Source organism: Streptomyces sp. NPDC051740, from assembly GCF_044453165.1.
In the GTDB taxonomy this organism is placed as follows: Bacteria; Actinomycetota; Actinomycetes; order Streptomycetales; family Streptomycetaceae; genus Streptomyces; species Streptomyces atrovirens.
The window spans coordinates 242,343-262,809 of record NZ_JBITCL010000007.1 but is presented as its reverse complement, the minus strand read 5'-3'; the positions used below and the strand labels follow the sequence as shown (position 1 = coordinate 262,809).

The following is a 20,467-nucleotide window of genomic DNA, read 5'->3' as shown; positions in this document are numbered from 1 at the left end:
CACGCCGCTCCGCCATCGACCCCCGTCATATGCCGCGTTTGCTACCGCAGTTGGACAGCCTGAAGGCACCACGGGGATGACGAACGTCACGTCCGCAGGGGGTTTGGCGGAAAGATCGACGTGTACTGGGTCACATGGCGCATGTCACCGGGGTGTTGAGCGGCCGGCCAGGAGGGTGCGAACCGCTCAGTTCGCGTCCGCGTCCGGACGTACCACCCCGAGGATCGGCATCGTTCCGGCCCCCGCGAGCGTCACCGTCCGTCCCGGGCGCGGGGCGTGCACGATCATGCCGTCCCCGACGTACATCCCCACGTGGCTGGCGTCGTCGAAGTAGATGACGAGGTCACCGGGGAGCATGTCCTTGATGTCGACGCGCTCGAGCTGCTTCCACTGCGCCTGCGAGGTGCGCGGCATGCTCCGCCCGGCCGAGATCCAGGCCTGGGAGGTCAGTCCGGAGCAGTCGTACGTGTTCGGCCCCTCGGCGCCCCACTGGTACGGCTTCCCGATCTGCGCGGTGGCGTACGCGACGGCCTTCGCGCCCTGCTCCGTCGCCTTGCCCCTGATCTCGTCGAGGATGCCGGAGCCCAGCCACGAGGCCTGCGCCTCGGCGGCGGCCCGCTTCTCCAGCAGGGCCAGGCGCTCCTTCTCCACCTGCTCCAGCTCGGACTCGACCTTCTCGGCCGCCTCGATCCGCTCCTCGATCTTCTTCTGCGCCTCGGCCTTGGTCTTGCGGCCCGCCTCCAGCTTCGTCATCTGCGCTTCGGCGTCCTGCGCGTACTGCTCCAGGTCCTGCTGGGTGCGGGTCATTTCCCCGAGCAGGCCCCTGGTCGCGTGCTCGCCCTGGCGCACCCGGCCCGCGCCGTCGAGGAAATCCTGCGGGTCGTCGCTCAGCATCAGGTGGGCCTCGGGCGGAAGTCCGCCGCCGCGGTACTGGGCGGCGGCCGCGGCACCCGCGCGGGCCTTCAGCTCGTCCAGTCTCTCCCGGCCCTCGACGATCTTCTTCGCCAGCCGGACGATCTGGGCGGACTGCTGCCGTGCCTTCTCCTCGGCGGCGTTGTACTCCTCGGTGGCGACGGCCGCCGCGCGATAGAGCTTGTCGAGCTTCTCGCGTACGGCCTCGAGTTCCTTGTCCTGGTCGGGGACCACGGTGACGCTCGCGGTCGTGCCCGGGGACGGCGGGGGAGCGGGGGCCGCGAACGCCGTACCGGGCAGGGCCAGTACGGTGACCGCGCAGACCACGGTCACAGCCGCCGTGAGCAACCCGCGCTTGGCCGTCTCCATGACTCGCACCCCCGTTGATTAACCGTCGGTAACTTGTGGTCGCCCGGTGGATGCTGTCATGCCGACGCGCGAAACGACAGAGGGAGTACACCCTGTGTCCCGCGCCCCGGCATCTCCGGCGCAGTGATCATCCCGCCCGTGTGACGAACGACTCACGCGGATCGTTCCCGCTCCGTGCCGCCCCGGAGTCACCCCCGCGGCGCCAGCGCCTCCCACCGCACCGTCACTTCCCCCTGCCGCCACCGCCCCGGCCCGTCCGACACCGGCCAGTCGGCCGTGAGGTCCCGCACCGCCCGGATCCAGCGCTGCCGCGCGCCGTACGAGGCATAGGGCGCGGCGGCGGCCCAGGCGCGGTCGAAGTCGCGCAGGAAGGCGTGCACCGGTTCGCCCGGCACGTTGCGGTGGATGAGCGCCTTCGGCAGGCGTTCCGCCAGCTCGGAGGGGTGCTCCAGGGAGCCGAGGCGGGTCGCGAAGGTGACCGTGCGCGGCCCTTCGGGGCCGAGGGCGACCCATACGTGCCGGCGCCCGATCTCGTCACAGGTCCCCTCGACCAGCAGTCCGCCGCGCGAGCCGGTCGCCGGGTCGGCGGGGGCGAGCCGCGCGCACAGCCGCCGCCACACGGCGGCGACCTCGGCCTCGTCGTACTGGCGCAGCACGTTCGCCGCGCGGACCAGCACCGGCCGTCCGGGAACCGGGACCTCGAAGCCGCCGCGGAGGAAGGCCAGCCCCTCGCGCTCGTAGGGCCGGGCCGCCGCGACCCGGGCCGGTTCGATCTCGACGCCCGTCACCCGCGCGCGGGGTGCCGAGGTGCGCAGCCGGTGCAGCAGTTCGACCGCCGTCCAGGGGGCCGCGCCGTAGCCGAGGTCGACGGCGACGGGATCGGCCGCGCGGCGCAGTTCCGCGCCGTGCGTGGCCGCGATCCAGCGGTCCATGCGGCGCAGGCGGTTGGGGTTGGTCGTCCCGCGCGTCACCGTGCCTACGGGGCGGGGAGTGGCGCGGGCTGTCATACGGACGAGTATGCGGGTACCCGGGAACGGCACCGATGGGGGTGACGCGGCCCACTCTCGAACGGTTGAGCGACATTCGGTAATGGTTCGGCAAAAAACCGAACCGGAGACGTCGTCCGGAAATGAGGAAGCGGTTTTCGGACGTTGACCTCGCCGAGGGCCGCACGCCCTCCGCCAGCCACGCCCGCAGCGAGGAGGAACGCCACGTGAGCCAGTACATCGCGAGGCTCGGACGGCGCTCCCCCGCCGTGTCCCCACGGCTGCGGCTGCACCGCAGGCCCCGTCGCGTGGCGATGCTCTCCGTGCACACCTCCCCGCTCCACCAGCCGGGCACCGGCGACGCGGGCGGCATGAACGTCTACATCGTGGAGCTCGCGCAGCGCCTCGCCGCGATCAACATCGAGGTCGAGATCTTCACCCGCGCGACCACCGCCGCCCTCCCGCCCACCGTCGAACTCGCCCCCGGCGTCCTCGTCCGGCACGTCGACGCGGGCCCCTACGAGGGCCTCGCCAAGGAGGAGCTCCCGGCCCAGCTCTGCGCCTTCACCCACGGAGTGATGCAGGCCTGGGCCCACCACCGCCCCGGCCACTACGACCTGGTCCACTCCCACTACTGGCTCTCCGGCCACGTCGGCTGGCTCGCCGCCCAGCGCTGGGGCGTGCCCCTGGTGCACGCCATGCACACCATGGCCAAGGTCAAGAACGCCAGCCTGGCCGTCGGCGACACGCCCGAGCCCGCCGCGCGCGTCATCGGCGAGACCCAGATCGTCGCCGCCGCCGACCGGCTGATCGCCAACACCGCCGAGGAGGCCGACGAACTCGTACGGCACTACGCGGCCGACCCCGGCAAGGTCGCCGTCGTCCACCCCGGCGTGAACCTCTCCCGCTTCCGCCCGGCCGACGGCCGCGCCGCCGCGCGGGCCCGCCTCGGCCTCCCCGAGGACGCCCTGATCCCGCTCTTCGCGGGCCGCATCCAGCCCCTCAAGGCCCCCGACGTGCTCCTCCGCGCGGTGGCCGCCCTGCTCGGCGAACGCCCCGAGCTGCGCTCACGCATCTGCGTCCCCGTCGTCGGCGGCCCCAGCGGCAGCGGCCTCGCCAAGCCGGAGGGGCTGCAGAAGCTCGCCGCGCGGCTCGGCATCGCCGACGTCGTACGGTTCTGCCCGCCCGTCGGGCAGGAGCAGCTCGCGGACTGGTTCCGCGCGGCGTCCGTGCTCGTCATGCCGTCCTACAGCGAGTCCTTCGGACTGGTCGCCATAGAGGCGCAGGCCGCCGGCACCCCGGTGCTCGCGGCAGCGGTCGGCGGCCTCCCGGTGGCCGTACGGGACGGGCACACCGGCTTCCTCGTCCAGGGCCACGACCCCGACGCCTACGCGCGCGTGCTGCGCGACTTCGCCGACCACCCGCACCTCGCCGACCGCATGGGCGAGGCCGCCGCCCGGCACGCCCGGTCCTTCGGCTGGGACACCTCCGCCGCGGCCACCGCCGACGTCTACACGGCCGCGACCCAGTCCCACCGCCGTCACGTACGCTCCCACCATGGCTGACAAGGCGACGGAGGCAACGCGGGTCATCGAGGACGTCCTGAAGGACGCCGAGCTGGAGTGGGAGAGTCCCGCGCCCGGCAGCTACGTGGTGAAACTCCCCGGCACCCGCAAGCTCTCCACCACCGTGTCCCTGATCGCCGGCCGGCACACGCTCTCCCTGAACGCCTTCGTCATCCGCCACCCCGACGAGAACGAGAGCGGCGTCCACCGCTGGCTCCTGGAGCGCAACCTCAAGCTCTTCGGCGTGAGTTACGCCGTCGACCCGCTCGGCGACATCTACGTCACCGGCCGCCTGCCCCTGGCCGCCGTCACCGCGGAGGAACTCGACCGCCTCCTCGGCCAGGTCCTGGAGGCCGCCGACGGCAGCTTCAACACCCTCCTGGAGCTCGGTTTCGCCTCGGCGATCCGCAAGGAGTACGACTGGCGGGTGTCGCGCGGCGAGTCCACCCGCAACCTGGACGCGTTCGCACACCTGCTGCGGCGCCCCTCGGGCGAGTGACGACCGCGCAGGTCACGGCACGGGCACCGAACGTGCGTACGGCCGCGGGCTGTTAGTCTGCCGCGATCCGGGCCCCGGTCTCAGGGGTCCCATGCATGAAGAGAGACGTGCATGCGCACAGGCAGATCCACCCTGACGGCCGCGCTCACCGGAGCGCTCGCCCTCGGGGTGCTCACCGCGACGCCCGCACAGGCGGCCGACACCGGCGTCACGGTGACGAACATGGTCGTCAACAAGGGCAAGCCCATCGTCGTGGGCATCTCCGAGGAGAAGTACCCCAGCCTCAGCTTCCGCATGACCTGGCCCGCGGGCTACTCGTCCCAGGACGTCACCGCGTTCCCGTTCCTGTACCACGACACCACGGCCGCCAAGGGCGCGGAGAGCGGCATCCGCACGGGCCACGTCATCTACTACGACGACACCCCCGGCTCGGCGGACGTCGAGGGCGATCTCTACATCGACCCCCGCTGGACCCTGGACTCCACCAAGGACGCCACCACCTGGAAGATCGCGGCCAACATCCGCCTCTGGGCCCCCGGGAGCGAGACCAGGCTCAAGGCCGAGGAGAACCTGACCGGCCTCGGCACGGTCCAGGTCAAGCGTGCCGCGCGGGCCACGGTCAACGCCTCGCCGGAACCGGTCGCCAGGAACAAGACGCTCACCGTGACGGGCAGGCTGACCCGCGCCGACTGGGGCAAGGAGGCGTACGTCGGCTACGGGAGCAAGCTGGCCAAGCTCCAGTTCCGCAAGGCGGGCACCAGCACCTACACGACGGTCAAGACCGTACGGGCGAACTCCACGGGCTCCCTGAAGACCACCGTGAAGGCCACCACCGACGGCTACTGGCGCTGGACCTTCGGCGAGACGTCCACGACGGGCGGGGCGACGGCGGCGGGCGACTACGTCGACGTGAAGTGACCCGCGCGGGGCCGGTGGCGGCGGCTACCGGCCCACCGCGCGGTAACGCCCCGGCGTGACCCCGACCAACTTGCGGAAGTGGCGCGTGAGATGCGCCTGATCGTAGAAGCCGGTCGCGACGGCGACCTCGCTCGGTGACCGTCCCTCCAGGAGCAGCCGCCGGGCGCGGCCGACCCGGCGCGACATCAGGTACTGGTGCGGCGCGATGCCGTAGGCCCCGCTGAACGCCCGTACGAGGTGCGCGGGGTGGGCGGACAGCGTCCCGCCGGCCTCCGCCAGGCTCACCCCGTCCACGACCCGCTCGTCGAGCAGCTCCCGCAGCCGCCGCGCGAGCACGGGGTCCCGCCGGGGCGCGCCGAGGACCTCCCGGGACCGCAGATGCTCCCGCAACCGCTCCCCGACCAGCGTCAGCCTGCTCTCGGCCTCCAGCTCGTCCCCGGGCCGCACGAGCGCGGAGTGCACCTGCCCGACACGCCGCCGCAGCAGGGGATCGCGCAGATCGGGCCGGTCGACGGCGGCCCCGATGAGACCGTCGGGGAGATGGCCGGTGTCGAGGTAGAGCACCCGTTTCCGGAAGCCGTCTGGGGTGGCGGGGGCCCCGTTGTGGGGAACGTGCGGCGGCAGCAGGGACACGGTGTCGTGCGGGGTGCCGTGCTCGTGCCGGTCGAGGTCGTACCGTACGGCGCCGTCGTCCACGATGAGCAGCGTCCAGGCGTCGTGGACGTGCATCGGGTAGGCGTACTCGGTGAAGCGGGCGTGGAACACCTCGACGACGCCCGGGACACGGGGCCGCCAGGCGGACACGCTCGCCCGGGAGGACATGCAAACAACGTACAAGACGCGGGCCGGCCCCGATCGGCAGTCTCAGGGCATGAGCACTCGCTTCGACACGAAGATCGCCGTACTGCTGCGCGAGGACCTGGAACCCTGGCAGCGCCTCAACGTCACCGCGTTCCTGGTCAGCGGCCTGGGCACCCGGCTCCCCGAGCTGATCGGCGCACCCTACGAGGACGCGGACGACGTGCCGTACCTGCCGATGTTCCGCCAGCCGGTCCTGGTCTTCCAGGGCACGAAGGAGGTGCTGAAGGCGGCCCACACGCGCGCCCTCTCCCGCGCCCTGCCCCGCGCGGTCTTCACCTCCGACCTGTTCGCCACGGGCCACGACGAGGCCAACCGCGCGGCGGTCCGCGCCGTGGGCACGGCGGACCTGGACCTGGTGGGCCTGTCGCTCCACGGCCCGAGGAACGCGGTGGACAAGGTCCTGAAGGGGGCCAGGATGCACCCGTGAGACGCTGACCGCATGAGCAGTGAGCCCCGCCCGGTTCTCTTCCTGGACGTGGACGGCCCTCTGATCCCCTTCGGCTCCGGCTCCGGTTCCGGCGCACCCGCGCGGGGACCGTTCACGGACTCCGGGAACCCCCTGCTGACCCGCCTCGACCCCACGGTGGGCGCACGCCTGCTCACCCTCCCCTGCGAGCTGGTGTGGGCGACGACCTGGCAGTACGAGGCGAACGACACGATCGCCCCACGCCTCGGCCTGCCGCGACTGCCGACGGTCTCCTGGCCGGAGGACGACGACACTCCCGCACCACGCGGCCTCCACTGGAAGACCCGCCCCCTCGTGGAGTGGGCCGGGCGGCGCCCCTTCGTCTGGCTGGACGACGAGATCGGCGAGACGGACCGCGCGTGGACCGAAGCGGCCCACCCGGCCCCGGCACTGCTCCACCGGGTGGACCCGGCGAAGGGCCTGACGGAGGCGGACTTCACGGCGGTACGGGAGTGGCTGCGCACCCTCCCTCCCGGCTGGTAACGTCGCGCTCTTCGCCAGGCCCCCTGTGCGGAGTCCCCGTGGCAGGCCGACATGTCCGACCCCCGCGCCGTCGCCGTCGATCCGTACGCGATGTGGCGCCACGCGCTCGCCGAGGCCGACCGGGTCTTCGCGTCACCCCCCGGACTCGACCGTCCGGTGTTCGGCTGCACGTACTGCACCCCGGAGTCGGAGCTCCGCACGCTCGGCGGCGACCCCGACGCCGTACCGGACGACGTCCTCGGCCACTTCCTGCGCGAGACCGTCAGCCACTGGGACGAGGAGCAGTACCCCATCCTGTGGCGCCGCCTCATGCCACGCGCCCTGCGCCACTGGGGCCCGGGCGGCGAGAGCACCGACCCGGACCTGGAGATCGGTCACCTGGCCGGTTACGGTGCCGGACTGACCGACTGGCCCGCGCCCGAACGCGCCGCCGTCGAGCAGGCGTTCCACGCGCTGCTCGCCATCGCCCTGACCGACGGCCGACCCCCGGGAAGCGTCACGGACCTGGTCGAAGGCATCGCCCATGCGACGGGCGACCTGCGGCCCTGGCTGGACCACCTCGCCGCCCTCCCCGGCCCGGCGGCGGACGCCGGCCTGGTCCGGCTCACCCTCGACTGGGCGACCGACCTGCTCTGGGAGGACTTCGACTTCACGTGGTGGTACGACGGCGACCCCGGACTCATCACCGCCTGGCTCCCCACCCAGCGCCCCCGCGTCGCCGCCTTCGCCACCCGCCATCCCCGCTGCAAGACGGCGTCGGACGCCCTGGTCGCGATCGACCGCCTGGCCGCCGGTGACCACAGTCCGTGGTGGTACCCGTACGGAACGGACCCGTGCATGCGCCTGACCGCCGTCACGCCGTGAGCTCCTCAGCCGGGCAGCGGGGCGGAGGTCTCGCGGCCCGGCCGCCTGCCCTCCGGCGGGTAGTCGCAGTCGATGGCGGTCACCTCGCGGTCACCGTCCTCGGAGTCGACCACCGCCACGCCCGTACAGGCCCGGCCGTGTTCGTCGGTCCACGTGACGATCTCCGTCCGGTCGGGCTCGGCGCAGCCCGCGAGCAGCAGCGCGCACAGCAGCGCCGACGCCGTGAGTACGGTCCCGCGCGGTCCTCTCATGACATCCCCCCGTGACGACCGGCCTGCGACGCGAGTGCGTCCGGTCAGGTGGATACCCGGCGGAGGTGAACCGTCCGCCGACCACGGGACACGAAGCCGTCACGACAGGGCGGCCAGCCACTCGGTCAGGAGCCGGTTGACCTCGTCGGGGCGTTCCTGCTGGATCCAGTGGCCGCAGCCGTCGAGCAGGTGCGAGGAGACCAGGCCCGGCAGCGTCACCGGGTACGCCTCGATCGCGTCGGCCAGCCAGGTCATGGAGGCGTCCTGGCGGCCACCGACGAACAGCGACGGCTGAGGGATCGGGGCGCCGTCGAAGGCGGCGAGGTCCTCCCAGTCGCGGTCCATGTTCCGGTAGCGGTTGAGCGCGCCGGTCATCCCCGTCCGCTCGAACTCCCCGGCGTAGACGTCGAGGTCCCGCTCGCTCAGCCAGCCGGGCAGCCGGCCCGCGGGGAACCGGTCGCGCATGGTCCCGCCCCTGCCGACGAAGTGCGGGTCGGGAGCGCCGGGTGCGGGCATGGTGTCGGCGGACAACGCCGCGTAGAGGCCCGCGAGCCAGCCCCGTACGTCGGGCTCGATCTCCGCCTCGGCGCGGCCCGGTTCCTGGAAGTACGAGACGTAGAACTCCTCGTCGCCGCCCATCCCGGCGAAGACGTCACGGGGGCGGGGCCCGCCGCGGGGGGTGTAGGGGACGCTCAGCAGCCCCACCGCGCGGAACACGTCCGGCGCGAGCAGCGCGGAGTTCGCGGCGATGACCGAGCCCCAGTCGTGTCCGACGACCACCGCCGACTCCTCGCCCAGGGCGCGCACCACGGCGACGTTGTCCTCCACCAGGGCACGCGTCCGGTACGCCTCCGTCGCGGCCGGCCTGGAGGAGCGCCCGTAGCCACGCACATCGACGGCGACCGCGCGGTACCCCGCCGCGGCGAGGGCCGGCAGCTGGTGGCGCCAGGAGTACCAGGACTCCGGAAACCCGTGTACGAGCAGCACCAGCGGCCCGCTTCCCTGCTCCGCGAGATGGATCCGCCCGGCCGGCGAGGGAATCAGCCGGTGCGTGATCTCCGTGGCTTCCTGATGCATGCGCCCTCCTCCGGGCCCGCTGGTCTTCCGTGCCTCGATCATGCGGAAGACCGCCCCGAAGGCCCGAGCGGGTTTGCCGATCCGGCAAACCCGCCGACCGCGACCCGGTCCGTCCCGCCCTCACCGGAACCTGTGAGGCCATGGCGAGGGCGGGGGCGATGAGTCGGGCGGAGGCGTCAGACGTCGTACAGGGTGACGGTGACCGACCCGTCCTCGCCGGTGACGGTGTACTGGCCGGGGCCCGTGACCGGCACACAGCCGGCGGCGAGGACGTCGTCGTCGTTGATGCCCGTGTCGTCCTCGTCCACGAAGGCGCACAGCTCGGTGACGGGGTGGTCGGCGTACCTCACCTCGTAGGGGCCCGAGTCCGGGTAGCGCGGAAGGGTGGGGGTGTAGACGCCGACGTCCGGGTGCTCCCACAGGGCGGTCTCCTGGCCCCACGGTGCCTGCAGCCAGACCCTCCCGTAGGGCTCGGGCAGGTCGTTGTCGTCGCGCTCCTGGGGGTTGGAGAACTCGATCGAGTACAGGACGGGCCCGGGCGCCGCCGCCTGTGCGGAGGCGGCCGCTCCCCCGAGCAGCAGCAGCACTGCCGAACCGGTTGCCGCCAGCCGGCCCATGAATGTGAGACGCATCCCTCCACCTTTCACCGAAAGTAGTCACACGACTACAAAAAGGGAGATTAGGGGGGGTCGGGCCTCGATTCCCGAGGGCGACGGCTAAACCACTCAGGGGACTGACGCGGGGGCTCGCCTCGCCTTCCCCGTGCGCCACCCGGCCGGGAGTATGGTGCTCCGCTCCCGTACCGAACGAACAGGAGGCCCGACTGGAGGTGCTCAAGGACTACCCGACCTCACCGGGCTGCACGTCCCCGTACGCACCGGTCCGGATCGCCGGAACGGTGCGGCGACAGCAGGGCGAGTAGACAGGGGGAGGGGATCGGCGGGGCACCGCTCGCACGGGCTACTGCCCCACCCGCCCGTCGACGCACTCGCGCAGCAGGTCGGCGTGGCCGCAGTGGCGGGCGTACTCCTCGATCCGGTGGACCCACAGTTCGCGTACGGAGCTGCCGTCCTGGACGACCCGCGCGCCCAGGTCCGGGTACTCGGCCAACGCCGCGTCGGTGGCCGCCTGTTCGCGGGCGAGGTCGGCGAAGGCGCCGTCGACCAGCGCCTGATCGGCGACGGCACCGTCGAAGTCGGCGTCACGCGCCCCGTACAGCTTCGGTTCCGGTCCGCCGGGCCGGAGCCAGCCCCGCCAGTCCCGCTCCACCTCCGCGAGATGCCGGACCAGCCCCAGCAGGGACATGGTCGACGGCGGCACCGACCGGCACGCCAACTGCTCCGGGCTCAACCCCTCGCACTTCATCTCCAGGGTCAGCCGGTAACTCCGCAGGTAGTCCCGCAGCGTCGCCAACTCACCCTCCGGCCCGGCCCCGTCACTCTCCCGGGGATCGTCGTCGGGGTCCGCCCACATGTCGGGGTGGACACTGGCCTGGCTCCACCGCTCCGGCGCATCGCTCACCGGGCTCACGATGCTGAGCGGCGCCCCGGGCCGCAAGCGAATATCGCGGCGGCGGTGATGTCAGGGCGGTCCCCGACTTCCACGGAGGTCTTGAGCCGCACCGCCTCGTCCGGAGCCGGGGAAAGCGGTCGTGGTCGGCGTACAACCGTTGACGGTCCGTACGCGTCCAAGATCGCAGTTCAAGTGTCCGTCCACAGGACGCTTCTCGGACCTCGGAGAATCATGCCCTCCTCGCGTACCGCCCTCGCAGCCGCTTCCGCACTCGTGGCGGCGCTCTGCACGCCGCTCCTCGCCGCCCCCACCGCGTCCGCGGCCCCCGCCAAGTACGCCGACGACTTCAACGGTGACGGTTACCGCGACTACGCCTACGGACAGAGCGTCACCGACGCGGGCAACGACGGCTCCGGAACCGTCGGCGTCATCTACGGCACGGCCACCGGACCGAACGGGCACAAGCAGAACATCACACAGAACAGCGCGGGCGTCCCCGGCGCCAACGAGTGGGACGACAGCTTCGGCAACGAGCTGGCGGCCGCCGACTTCAACCGCGACGGATACGGCGACCTGGCCGTCGGCGTCTACGGCGAGGACATCGGCGCGAACGAGGAGCAGGGTGCGACCACGATCCTCTGGGGGTCCGCGAAGGGCCTGTCCGGAGGCACCACCGTCCCGAACAAGGCACCCGGGAAGTACGGCCAGATGGGTCTCGACCTCGTCGCCGGTGACTTCAACGGCGACGGCAAGCCCGACCTGGCCCTGATCAACGACCGCACCGCGCACGTGTACACCGGCTCGTTCGCCAAGTCCGGCTTCAGCGGCAAGGTCACCAAGCTCAGCAACGACAGGGTGTTCGCCGAGCACCTGACCGCCGGACGGGTCACCAAGGACAAGGCCTCCGACCTCGTGGTCGTCGGCGCGGTGGACGGAGACGAGCACACCGTCACCGGCGCCTGGTTCATCCGCGGCGGAAGCACGCTCACCCGGGGCAAGACCTACAGGATGGGCACCGGTGAGGACACCAGCTGGGAGGTCGACGCCCGGATCGCCGACTTCGACAAGGACGGCTACGGGGACATCGCCCTCGGCCACCCCAACGCCAACGGCGCGGGCGGCGTCCTCGTCTGGCGCGGTGGTTCCAGCGGCCCCGGCAGCGTCACCCGCGTCAACCAGAACACCGCGGGCGTCTCCGGCGGCATGGAGAGGGGCGACCGCTTCGGCGCCCGGATCTCCGTCGGCGACGTCGACCGCGACGGCTATCCGGACCTCGCCGTCGCCGTCCCCGGAGAGGACATCGGCGAACACGCCGACGCCGGCGCCGTCCACATCCTCCGCGGCAGCGCCTCCGGGCTCACCGGCTCCAAGTCGCAGTTCATCGACCGCAACACCTCGGGTGTGCCGGGCGGCCTGGAAGCCGGCGAGTCCTTCGGCGAGGGCCTGCGCCTGCGCGACTCCGACCGCGACGGCTACGCAGACCTCTTCACCGACTACCTCCGCCTGCGCGGTTCCTCCGGAGGCATCACGGGATCCGGCATCCAGCAGGCGGTCTGGTCCGACTTCGTGGAGTAGCCCTCGGGCCTGGTGGGGCCGCGGCTCGGGGGGACGCCTCCTCCCGGGCCGGCGGACCCCGACCGTCCAGGTGAGCCGCCTTGTCGGTGCGCACGGCCGGGGTGCGCCCACAAAGGCTCGTCCGGCCGGTCGGCCCAGCCCCACCAGACATGCCGACGGGTACACCTCCATGGCGTCCGGCAGGCCCGTCGGCCGTCGTCCTCCCGCCGAGAGAGGATGAAGCCGGCGGACCTCATGGACTGGCTGCACTCGGGACGAGCCGGGGCTTCGGTCATGCGGCGCACCCCAACCGAGCGGCCCTTTCGTCCCGAGGCAACTCGGGTGGGGACTCTGCCTTGGACCGGTGTGTCCCTCACCTGCGTCGGTGGTCCGCAGACGCTCGCGCTCGTCCGCCGCTGTTCGCCGGCGTCGTCACACGGTGAGAGGTCGTCTTCTCCTGCTTCCCGCACGACGGCATCCGCCACGTGTACGACACAGAGGTGAATCCCTTCCACTTCCACGACGGCACGTACGACCCGCCGAGATCCGAGGGCAGCCAGGAGCCCGTGCGGGAGCGTGGACCGTGCGGTCCGCCGACGACTTCACGGCGCTTGGCGGACACGGCCGCGGAGCTGCCGCGGAACCCGGTCATTCCGAGAGTCGGCTCCCGGTGCTCCCGGGTGCGCCGTCCGCGGCTTCCGTGCCGAACGCGTGCCGGCGCAGCCCGTGGACATCGGTGACGACGATCCGGGACCTCGCCGATGAGCCGCCGAGGAACCCCAGTCTCTGCAACTCCCTGACCTGCCTCCCGGCTGCCTCCCGGCCCACTCCCAGCCAGTCGCCCAGGTCCTCCTGCGTCACCTGCCTGATCTCGATTCCCAGGGCGGTGGTCACGCCTTCCACCTCCGCCAGCTGCAGCAGCAGCCGGCTGAGCCTGAGCCGGGCGGGAGCGCTCGCGATGACGATCCGATGGTGATCCGACTCCTTCAACCGCGTGCACACGCTCAGGAGCACCTTCCGCAGAATCTCCGGGTGCTCCGCCAACACCTCCTCGAACACCTTGAGCCCGTACCAGCGGACGTACGTCTGCGTGAGCGCCATGACGGTCGCGTTCCGGGGGCCGCCGTCCAGGAGGCCCATCTCGCCGATGAGTTCTCCGCCCCGGCGAGTGGCCAGATAGGTCGTGCGGTCGTGCGCGCCGTGCCAGAGCACACGGCACTTCCCACTGATGATCAGGGCGGCCCGGTCGGCGTTGTCGCTCTGCCGGAAAATCGTGTCACCGGGTTCGAACGGCTGCCGCGGGACCCGCCCGACCCGCTCCATGGCCTTGCGCTCACCGTCGTCGAGGGTGTCCCAGAACGTCTTGTGCCTCACCTCGGGAGTGTCTCGAAGTCACCTGTCCCAATGAGGCACTTGCATCTTTTTGATCGGTCCGGTGCTGCTCTCGTGTGCCTTGTAGGCACATGAGTAGACAGGTATGACAGATGCTCGAAGAGCAGGAGCCCTCGCAGGGCCGAAGCCCGCGCCAGGAACAGCGCGCACGCGACGGACGGAACCAGCTGAACTTCCAGTCGGGACGCGACATCAACGTCCGCGCGCCCGTGGCCGGCCGTGACGTCCATGTCGGCGACAACGTCCACGGGAACAAGGTCACCATCATCAAGAGGGCCCACCGATGGCCCTCGCCAACCCCCTGCTGGCCGGCGGCCTGGTGATCGCCGTCGTCCTGCCCTCGGTCTGGGCCGGGGTCTCGCTGGGGTCCGGGGACGGGCCCGGGGTCGACCGGTCCGTCGTGAACGAGCAGGGGCTCACCGGAGCCCTCCACACCGTCGAACAGACCCGCACCGCGGAGCGGATCGGGGACGCCGCGTCCTGGTGCCACCTGGTGCAGCCCGGCGACGGGACCTGCGAGACCACCATGACGTCCGCGTTCGCCGAGAAGTCACCGGCGTACCGCGACCGGGTCGACGAGGTCGAGCTGGGCAAGCCCGAGGAGACCGACAAGGGCGCCCAGGTGATGCTCAGGTGGAAGGGCCGGAACCAGGGCACCGTGCGCCTCGTCCGGTCCGGCGGGCGCTGGCAGGTCGACTCCTCCGACTACGGACTGCTGAAGCTCTGCCACGTCGGGATCTTCCTCTCGCTGGTCGACGCGAGAAGCCAGGAACTGAAGTGCGGCATGTTCTCGATTCCGACGACGTGACTCCCGCCGGTACGGCACCGGCACCCCTGCCGCCGCCGCAGGACGACACACGCACCTACAGAAAGTGACATCCATCGTGATCAGCCATGCCCAGCAGGCATCTCTGGTGTTCGCCGACATCAAGGGGTTCAGCTCGCGCAGCGACCGTGACCAGCTGCGCAGCCGGGAGGACCTCTACACCGAGCTGCGTTCGGCGTTCACCGACGAACTGTGGCAGTTGTGCCCTCACGAGGACCGGGGGGACGGCGTGCTGGTCGTCATACCGCCGGCCCTGCCGGTGGGGGCCCTGTTCACCGACGTGCTCCCCCGGCTGGAGGACGGGCTGGGCAGGAGGCGGCGCAGCGCCCCGCTGCTCCGGCTGAGGATCGCCGTTCACACCGGTGCCGTGCACCGCGACCGCCACGGCCTCGCCGGGAACGCCGTCAACCACGTCTTCCGGCTCTGCGACGGGGAACCACTGCGGCAGGCGCTCGACGAGGCCACGAGCGACACCGCGCTCCTGGTGTCCGAGGCGGTCCACGACACGGTGGTCCGCGCGGGCCTCCCGGGAGTGGAACCCACGACGTTCCATGCCGTCACGCTCCAGGTCAAGGAGACCCGGGCCAAAGCCTGGCTGCACGTGGTCGGGGACCACGCCTGTGCCCTGCGCATCGCCCGCGAGTCGGCACCCGGGACGGAAGACGAACCGGACGGGAACAGGCGTGGCGGAGTGTCCGTCACGGCGGGCCACAGCGTGCACATGGACGGCGCGGTAGTGACCGGCGGCGATGCCCACCTGGGCACGCTGCCCGCCCCACGTTCCCGCTGGTGGCGCGGCACCCGGTGACGGCCGCGCACACGGCGGGAGACCGACAGCGGCAAAGCAAGGAGAAGCGGATGACGCACCACCTCATGGTCGTACGGCGCGTCGCTGTGGCCGTGGCGGCCGCGGGCCTGCTCACGGTGACCACCACCGCGTGCGCCACGGGGCCCGCGTCCAAGAAGGAGGTCTGCGAGCGGTACGAGTCGCTGGACGGTCGGCTCGGGATCGGCGAGGTGTTCGGCGACCCCGTGTTCTGGGCGGCGGACCGGCTCGCGGATTCGGCCGACCGCTACGAGGGACCGGAGGACCTCTCCACTGACGCGGAACGACTGGACACCATCTCGGACTCCGACTCGACCTCCGTCCTGGAACTGAACGAGGCCACACAGAACATAGCCGCGCTCTGCGGCCACCCACTGACCACCGGCCCGCTCCTCCCCTACGAGTGAGGCCCGACACAGGAGCGGGTGACCGCCCCGCTCCCCGCAGGATCCGACCACAGGACCGGAGAAGAAAGGCAGTCAGTTGACCTTCTACAAGGTACTGATGGGAGCGGGCACCGCTCTCTTCGTGCTCATGGCCGTACTGCTGAAAATCGGCACGACGAGCCTGGGCCTCTTCATCACCTACGGGGTACTCGCCCTGGTGGGTGCCGGCGGCGCCCTCGCCGGCAAGAAGCTGCGGGACCAGAGCCGCAGCCAGTGAACGGGCCATCGCCCGGCACTTCGTGGCGATCCCCGAAGCGCTGAGGGGGAAACGCTGAGGGGGGAAACCCAGGGCCGCATTCGGCCGAAGCCTGCGACACGGACGTTCCTCGGGCGGAATCCCGCTGACCCCGAGAACCAGCCCCGGGCCACCAGCCGGGGGCTCCCACCTGAAAGAGCCCTTTCCCTGGGACGACACCGCGGGGAAAGGGCTTTTTCAGGTTGTGTCACTTCTTCTTGCCGGGGGTCTTGGGGGCTGTGTCTTCGCTGGTCAGAAGCGGTGAAACCATGCGCCTGGTGGTCGTCGTCGGTCGTCCTCGGCCACTGGTGAGCAACCTCGGACGGCCCAGGAACGACCCGGCTTGACCGCGCCTGGCTGACGGCCGGCCACCTCGATGTACCCCTTCTCCGACGGGCGACTCCTCGGACCGCATTGCCGGACTCCGCGAGGACCTTGCTCTTCACGACCGACTGCTCACCATGCTCGGCGGTATCCGTCCGGGCAGGGCGGGGAGTGCCACCACGATCCCGATGCCACGGACCGCCGTCGACCACTTGCCGCACCCGCGGATGCCGCGTGCCCAAGTGATCCGGGAACTCGCCTTCTGTGGGGCACACTGAGGAGACGCAGGGCTTCACCCGGCAGTGACAGATTCCGGTGCAGCGCATCCGCGAGCAACTTTCCCTTCATGCGGACCAGTTGTTGTGGGTAGGACTTCGCAACGCCTTGAGGATGAAACCGACACGGTTACTGGTGGGGAGACACACGATGGCGATGGGGCCGAGTCCGGAACCGAACGGCGCACCGCGGCGGGGAGGGTCCGGCGCGTGGCGGATGTGGTTGAAAGTACTCGTCTCCCTTGCGGCCGGCGGTCTGACCTCCGTCATCACCAAGGTTGCGAACTCGGAGGCCAAGTGGCAGATCGGTGTCGGCATTTTTGTCGGTGGCTGCATCCTGGTCCTTCAGCTCCTGGGTGACCTGATCAATCAGGTGAGGGATCTCAAGGCCGCGTTGCCTCGGCACAACGCGCAGACACAGGAAACGGTCGTGAGGAGCTTCGCCCGGATCAGCGAGGCAACCAAGTTCTACAGCGAGATGGAGAGGCTGCCTTCCGACGGAGTGGCCGCGTTGGCCACCAGTGCGGTGGAGGTCACCTCCAGGGGGCCCGACATCATGAGGCGCTTCGCCGAGGAGCTGATGCGGCGCCTCGCCGTCGACATGGAGGCGCTCAAAAGCGGAAGTGTCGATTGCGCCGGCGAGAACCACGACTGGTTGCTGACCCTTACCAACTGCGCCACGAACTCCATCGACACCACGAGCACGCTCTCCCTGGTGGACCGGGACTTCTGGAACAGCGGGCCTGCCGACCTCTATCTGCAGGCGCAACGCGATGCGATAGCGAGGGGAGTGACGGTGCGACGGCTGTTTCTGGTGGACGACTCGGCGGACCTCAACGACGACCTGCGTCAACTCGGCGAAGAACAAAGGGAACTGGGCATAGAGACGCGGGTGCTTGTCCGGACGCAGCTGCCCCAGAACGTCAGGCGGGGCTTGGTGGACGAATTCATTGTTTTCGACAAGGCGACTTGCTACGAGATCGAGCAGGACCAACTTCATGTCAACACCTCGACGCGCGTGAGGGCGCATGAGGACTACGTCAGACTGAGGAGCCAGCGGTTCGCCGAGCTATGGGATGTGGGCGTGCCGACGCAGACGATCGCAACCCCGACAGGTGAGCCAGGGACGGTTGGCGCGTGATGTGGCTGCCTGGGCTCGACTCTGTCGGGGATCTTGGAGCTTCCCGGTGCGGCAGCATGATCAAGGGGCGGGCTCGGGGTTGTTCCACGGGCCTGTGTGGTTATTGAGGTGTCCGTTGTCGCTGCATATCCGCGCCGTGCACGGGCGTTGAGCCCGTGAAGAAGGTTGGGACTCAGTCGTTGGCCGGGGTGATGGCCGGGCTCGCGTCGAAGTCGTACTCCAGGACGTACGAGGCGGCGTCCAGTGTCATCTCGTTGACCTCGACGGGGCGGCCCCGGTCCGTGAACGCGGTGCGGGAAGCGAGGATGACCGGCGTGCCCGTAGCCATGCTCAACTGTGTCGCCTCGTCCTTCGACGGCATGTGGGAGCGGATCTCCTCGCGGAAGTGCACCGGCTCATGGCCGAGTTCGGCGAGTCTGGCGTATGTTCCGCCCGGTCCGGTGTCCTCCTGGGTGATGGCGGAGCCGGCGACCAGGGGCATGGGGAGGTAGCTGGTCGCGAGCAGGACCGGCTTGCCGTCCAGGACGAAGCGCCGGCGCCGCACGCACGTCACCTCTCCGTCGGCCAGGTTCAGGACCGTGCTGACGCGGTCGGGTGCCGTCTCCTCGGACACAGGGACCCGGTCGACCTCAAGTACCCGGTTCTCGCTGTCCGCCGACCAGATGGAACGGCCGTTGCCCCATTGGTCGCGGGTCAGGCGCTGGATGCCGTGGCGCCGGATCGGGCGGAAGGCCCGGACGAACACGCCTGCGCCCTTGCGGGCTTCGGCGATGCCTTCGTCCCGTAGGACACCGAGGGCCTGTCGGGCCGTCATGCGGGCCACGCCGTGCGTGGTCATGAGGTCGTTCTCTCCCGGAAGCCGATCACCGGGACCGTACTCGCCCGACTGGATCGCCTCGCGCAGGGAGTCCGCGATCCGCTGGTACTTGGGCCGACGGTCGTCGTCGGTAGTCGCCATTCCGGAACCCTCCTCGCTTCTCTAGACACCTTGGGCCACAGGTCGGGCGTTCGCTCGCTGCGTGTAGCCGCACGCGCCCTCTTTCCGGCGGACTCCGACCGTCTTGCCTGGCATCTCTAGAGAGCTGCCAGGAGGGTTCTTGATGTCTAGAGAAGTTCCGCTTCCGTGGGCGTCGACCAAGACGGTTCGACGTCCGGGATCAGTGCTGCCGCCGGCGCGGCGGCAACGGTGAGGAGTGAGTGCGGACGGCCTTTGTGATCGACCGGCACCCCTGTGAGGGATCACCGCGACTCGGGTCGATGACCTCGCAGCCGGTTCCGGAGTCCGTCCCCCGAGCGTGACGCTGGTTCCGGAAGTTCATCGCCCCGTACCGTCCGCTCTGTTCGGTCGACGACTGCGTGCTGATGATCTCGGAGCTGGTGACCAACGCGGTCCTCCACGGGCGGTCCGATGACGAGTGGGTCGTACGGGTCGAGTGGTTCCGAGACGGAACATCGCTGCGCGTGGAGGTGCGCAATCCGGGGTTCCCCGCGAATGTGCGCCTCCGCCGGCCGGACGCCGACGCTCACGGACGCGGGCTGCTCCTGGTCGACGCCATCGCCGCTTCCTGGCACTCCGGGCCGAGCCGTTTCGGAGGGACGGTCGTCTCCTTCGAGCTGGCTGACACCTGGCTTGGGTGAGACGGCCCAGCCCCACAAGTAAGCCCCCTACCGGCGTAGAAACCGCAGGCAGGGGGCTTATTGACGGGCGCCTACTTCTTCTTGCCCTGGTTCTTGACCGCCTCGATGGCGGCGGCGGCCGCCTCCGGGTCGAGGTACTTGCCGCCGGGGGTGACCGGCTTGAAGTCCGAGTCGAGCTCGTAGTACAGCGGGATGCCCGTCGGGATGTTCAGGCCCGCGATGTCGGCGTCCGAGATGCCGTCGAGGTGCTTGACCAGGGCGCGCAGGCTGTTGCCGTGGGCGGCGACCAGGACCGTGCGATTGGCCAGGAGGTCGGGGACGATCGCGTCGAACCAGTACGGGAGCATCCGGACGACGACGTCCTTCAGGCACTCCGTCTGCGGGCGCAGCTCCGGCGGGAGGGTCGCGTAGCGCGGGTCGGAGAACTGGGAGTACTCGGCGTCGTTGGAGAGCGCCGGCGGCGGGGTGTCGTAGGAGCGGCGCCACAGCATGAACTGCTCCTCGCCGAACTCCGCGAGGGTCTGCGCCTTGTCCTTGCCCTGCAGGGCGCCGTAGTGACGCTCGTTCAGGCGCCAGCTGCGGTTCACCGGGATCCACAGGCGGTCGGCGGCCTCCAGGGCGAGCTGCGCGGTGCGGATCGCGCGCTTCTGGAGGGAGGTGTGGAGCACGTCGGGCAGCAGGCCGGCGTCCTTGAGCAGCTCGCCGCCGCGCGTCGCCTCCTTCTCGCCCTTCGGGGTGAGGTTGACGTCCACCCAGCCGGTGAACAGGTTCTTCTCGTTCCACTCGCTCTCGCCGTGGCGGAGGAGGATCAGCTTGTACGGTGCGTCGGCCATGTGTCCGAGCGTAATCGACACCCCGCGGGGGCCGCGCGCCCTGCCCGCTTGGCGGACGGCTGACGGGATCTGTTAATTGAGTGGTCCCCGGGAACCGGCCTCCCGTAAGTTATGCCTGCCGCATTAGACACTTACATCTGTTCTACGAGGGTCCCATGTCAGTCGCCGGACTGAGACGTGCCGTGCGCGAGTCCGTCTTCGGGCTCCCCCGCGA

At 70.6% G+C, this 20,467-nt stretch carries 24 protein-coding genes and 1 pseudogene; 15 read left to right on the top strand and 10 right to left on the bottom strand.

Annotated elements, in window-relative coordinates; translation table 11 throughout:
• Nucleotides 1-186 precede the first annotated feature (186 nt).
• On the bottom strand, nucleotides 187-1,281 hold the full coding sequence (locus ACIA6T_RS14820; RefSeq protein ID WP_399446888.1) for an NlpC/P60 family protein: 1,095 nt from the start codon (nucleotides 1,279-1,281) through the stop codon (nucleotides 187-189).
• A gap of 188 nt (nucleotides 1,282-1,469) precedes the next feature.
• The gene (locus ACIA6T_RS14815) at nucleotides 1,470-2,288 is read right to left on the bottom strand and encodes a class I SAM-dependent methyltransferase (protein WP_399446887.1); all 819 of its coding nucleotides are present in this window, start codon (nucleotides 2,286-2,288) and stop codon (nucleotides 1,470-1,472) included.
• 206 nt (nucleotides 2,289-2,494) lie between these two features.
• Here ACIA6T_RS14815 and mshA point away from each other — a divergent pair, with 206 nt between their 5' ends.
• The 3 genes from mshA to ACIA6T_RS14800 all read left to right on the top strand — a co-directional run bounded on the left by mshA (nucleotide 2,495) and on the right by ACIA6T_RS14800 (nucleotide 5,249).
• On the top strand, nucleotides 2,495-3,832 hold the full coding sequence (gene mshA / locus ACIA6T_RS14810) for a D-inositol-3-phosphate glycosyltransferase (protein ID WP_399446886.1): 1,338 nt from the start codon (nucleotides 2,495-2,497) through the stop codon (nucleotides 3,830-3,832).
• The gene (locus ACIA6T_RS14805; protein ID WP_399446885.1) at nucleotides 3,825-4,331 is read left to right on the top strand and encodes a YbjN domain-containing protein; all 507 of its coding nucleotides are present in this window, start codon (nucleotides 3,825-3,827) and stop codon (nucleotides 4,329-4,331) included. Before mshA ends, ACIA6T_RS14805 begins: the two co-directional genes overlap by 8 nt.
• Nucleotides 4,332-4,442: 111 nt before the next feature.
• Entirely contained in the window at nucleotides 4,443-5,249 is an 807-nt protein-coding gene (locus ACIA6T_RS14800) for a hypothetical protein (RefSeq protein ID WP_399446884.1), read from the top strand.
• A 24-nt stretch (nucleotides 5,250-5,273) separates the two neighbouring features.
• On the opposite strand, the gene ACIA6T_RS14795 is transcribed toward ACIA6T_RS14800, so the two are convergent.
• A complete protein-coding gene (locus ACIA6T_RS14795) occupies nucleotides 5,274-6,071 on the bottom strand; it encodes a helix-turn-helix domain-containing protein (RefSeq protein WP_399446883.1) in 798 nt (265 codons plus the stop codon).
• Here ACIA6T_RS14795 and ACIA6T_RS14790 point away from each other — a divergent pair.
• Genes ACIA6T_RS14790 through ACIA6T_RS14780 form a run of 3 tightly spaced genes read left to right on the top strand, consistent with a single transcriptional unit; the run spans nucleotide 6,070 to nucleotide 7,923 of the window.
• Entirely contained in the window at nucleotides 6,070-6,537 is a 468-nt protein-coding gene (locus tag ACIA6T_RS14790; RefSeq protein WP_385050591.1) for a DUF2000 family protein, read from the top strand. The two genes, ACIA6T_RS14795 and ACIA6T_RS14790, sit on opposite strands and share 2 nt — an antisense overlap.
• A gap of 12 nt (nucleotides 6,538-6,549) precedes the next feature.
• On the top strand, nucleotides 6,550-7,059 hold the full coding sequence (locus ACIA6T_RS14785) for an HAD domain-containing protein (protein ID WP_399446882.1): 510 nt from the start codon (nucleotides 6,550-6,552) through the stop codon (nucleotides 7,057-7,059).
• Nucleotides 7,060-7,110: 51 nt separating this feature from the next.
• On the top strand, nucleotides 7,111-7,923 hold the full coding sequence (locus tag ACIA6T_RS14780; RefSeq protein WP_399446881.1) for a hypothetical protein: 813 nt from the start codon (nucleotides 7,111-7,113) through the stop codon (nucleotides 7,921-7,923).
• Between the two features lie 5 nt (nucleotides 7,924-7,928).
• Here the strand turns inward: ACIA6T_RS14780 and ACIA6T_RS14775 are convergent, their stop codons facing one another.
• From ACIA6T_RS14775 to ACIA6T_RS14765, 3 genes are all read right to left on the bottom strand, one after another.
• Nucleotides 7,929-8,174: a hypothetical protein gene (locus ACIA6T_RS14775; protein WP_399446880.1), complete on the bottom strand. Its 246-nt coding sequence runs from the start codon at nucleotides 8,172-8,174 to the stop codon at nucleotides 7,929-7,931.
• Nucleotides 8,175-8,273: 99 nt separating this feature from the next.
• The gene (locus tag ACIA6T_RS14770; protein ID WP_399446878.1) at nucleotides 8,274-9,251 is read right to left on the bottom strand and encodes an alpha/beta fold hydrolase; all 978 of its coding nucleotides are present in this window, start codon (nucleotides 9,249-9,251) and stop codon (nucleotides 8,274-8,276) included.
• A 176-nt stretch (nucleotides 9,252-9,427) separates the two neighbouring features.
• Nucleotides 9,428-9,883, bottom strand: coding sequence for a hypothetical protein (locus ACIA6T_RS14765; protein WP_399446877.1), 456 nt, complete (start codon nucleotides 9,881-9,883; stop codon nucleotides 9,428-9,430).
• 188 nt (nucleotides 9,884-10,071) lie between these two features.
• Between ACIA6T_RS14765 and ACIA6T_RS14760 the strand changes: the two are divergent.
• Nucleotides 10,072-10,173 (top strand): annotated as a pseudogene (locus ACIA6T_RS14760) (DNA alkylation repair protein); the annotation flags it as partial.
• 38 nt (nucleotides 10,174-10,211) lie between these two features.
• Here the strand turns inward: ACIA6T_RS14760 and ACIA6T_RS14755 are convergent.
• Nucleotides 10,212-10,772 carry a DinB family protein gene (locus ACIA6T_RS14755; RefSeq protein WP_399446876.1) on the bottom strand — a complete coding sequence of 187 codons (561 nt, stop codon included), beginning with the start codon at nucleotides 10,770-10,772 and terminating at the stop codon, nucleotides 10,212-10,214.
• 222 nt (nucleotides 10,773-10,994) lie between these two features.
• Here ACIA6T_RS14755 and ACIA6T_RS14750 point away from each other — a divergent pair, with 222 nt between their 5' ends.
• Entirely contained in the window at nucleotides 10,995-12,338 is a 1,344-nt protein-coding gene (locus ACIA6T_RS14750) for an FG-GAP repeat protein (protein ID WP_399446875.1), read from the top strand.
• Between the two features lie 627 nt (nucleotides 12,339-12,965).
• On the opposite strand, the gene ACIA6T_RS14745 is transcribed toward ACIA6T_RS14750, so the two are convergent.
• The gene (locus tag ACIA6T_RS14745; protein ID WP_399446874.1) at nucleotides 12,966-13,691 is read right to left on the bottom strand and encodes a Crp/Fnr family transcriptional regulator; all 726 of its coding nucleotides are present in this window, start codon (nucleotides 13,689-13,691) and stop codon (nucleotides 12,966-12,968) included.
• 110 nt (nucleotides 13,692-13,801) lie between these two features.
• On the opposite strand from ACIA6T_RS14745, the gene ACIA6T_RS14740 reads away from it, so the two are divergent.
• From ACIA6T_RS14740 to ACIA6T_RS14715, 6 genes are all read left to right on the top strand, one after another.
• Nucleotides 13,802-14,032 (top strand): hypothetical protein, encoded by a 231-nt coding sequence (locus ACIA6T_RS14740; RefSeq protein ID WP_399446873.1) that lies wholly within the window; start codon nucleotides 13,802-13,804, stop codon nucleotides 14,030-14,032.
• The gene (locus ACIA6T_RS14735) at nucleotides 13,993-14,517 is read left to right on the top strand and encodes a hypothetical protein (RefSeq protein WP_399446872.1); all 525 of its coding nucleotides are present in this window, start codon (nucleotides 13,993-13,995) and stop codon (nucleotides 14,515-14,517) included. Before ACIA6T_RS14740 ends, ACIA6T_RS14735 begins: the two co-directional genes overlap by 40 nt.
• 64 nt (nucleotides 14,518-14,581) lie before the next feature.
• On the top strand, nucleotides 14,582-15,343 hold the full coding sequence (locus ACIA6T_RS14730; protein WP_399446871.1) for an adenylate/guanylate cyclase: 762 nt from the start codon (nucleotides 14,582-14,584) through the stop codon (nucleotides 15,341-15,343).
• A 50-nt stretch (nucleotides 15,344-15,393) separates the two neighbouring features.
• Entirely contained in the window at nucleotides 15,394-15,768 is a 375-nt protein-coding gene (locus ACIA6T_RS14725) for a molybdenum ABC transporter substrate-binding protein (RefSeq protein WP_399446870.1), read from the top strand.
• 76 nt (nucleotides 15,769-15,844) lie between these two features.
• Nucleotides 15,845-16,024, top strand: coding sequence for a hypothetical protein (locus tag ACIA6T_RS14720; protein ID WP_399446869.1), 180 nt, complete (start codon nucleotides 15,845-15,847; stop codon nucleotides 16,022-16,024).
• 768 nt (nucleotides 16,025-16,792) lie between these two features.
• Nucleotides 16,793-17,782, top strand: a complete 990-nt coding sequence (locus ACIA6T_RS14715) for a DUF6879 family protein (RefSeq protein WP_399446868.1) — start codon at nucleotides 16,793-16,795, stop codon at nucleotides 17,780-17,782.
• Between the two features lie 172 nt (nucleotides 17,783-17,954).
• On the opposite strand, the gene ACIA6T_RS14710 is transcribed toward ACIA6T_RS14715, so the two are convergent.
• On the bottom strand, nucleotides 17,955-18,740 hold the full coding sequence (locus ACIA6T_RS14710) for a GntR family transcriptional regulator (protein WP_399446867.1): 786 nt from the start codon (nucleotides 18,738-18,740) through the stop codon (nucleotides 17,955-17,957).
• Between the two features lie 359 nt (nucleotides 18,741-19,099).
• Between ACIA6T_RS14710 and ACIA6T_RS14705 the strand changes: the two genes are divergently transcribed.
• The gene (locus ACIA6T_RS14705) at nucleotides 19,100-19,420 is read left to right on the top strand and encodes an ATP-binding protein (RefSeq protein WP_399446964.1); all 321 of its coding nucleotides are present in this window, start codon (nucleotides 19,100-19,102) and stop codon (nucleotides 19,418-19,420) included.
• Nucleotides 19,421-19,491: 71 nt separating this feature from the next.
• Here ACIA6T_RS14705 and ACIA6T_RS14700 read toward each other — a convergent pair whose 3' ends face one another.
• Complete coding sequence (locus ACIA6T_RS14700; RefSeq protein WP_344559489.1) at nucleotides 19,492-20,253, bottom strand: phosphoglyceromutase; 762 nt, start codon at nucleotides 20,251-20,253, stop codon at nucleotides 19,492-19,494.
• Between the last annotated feature and the right edge of the window lie 214 nt (nucleotides 20,254-20,467).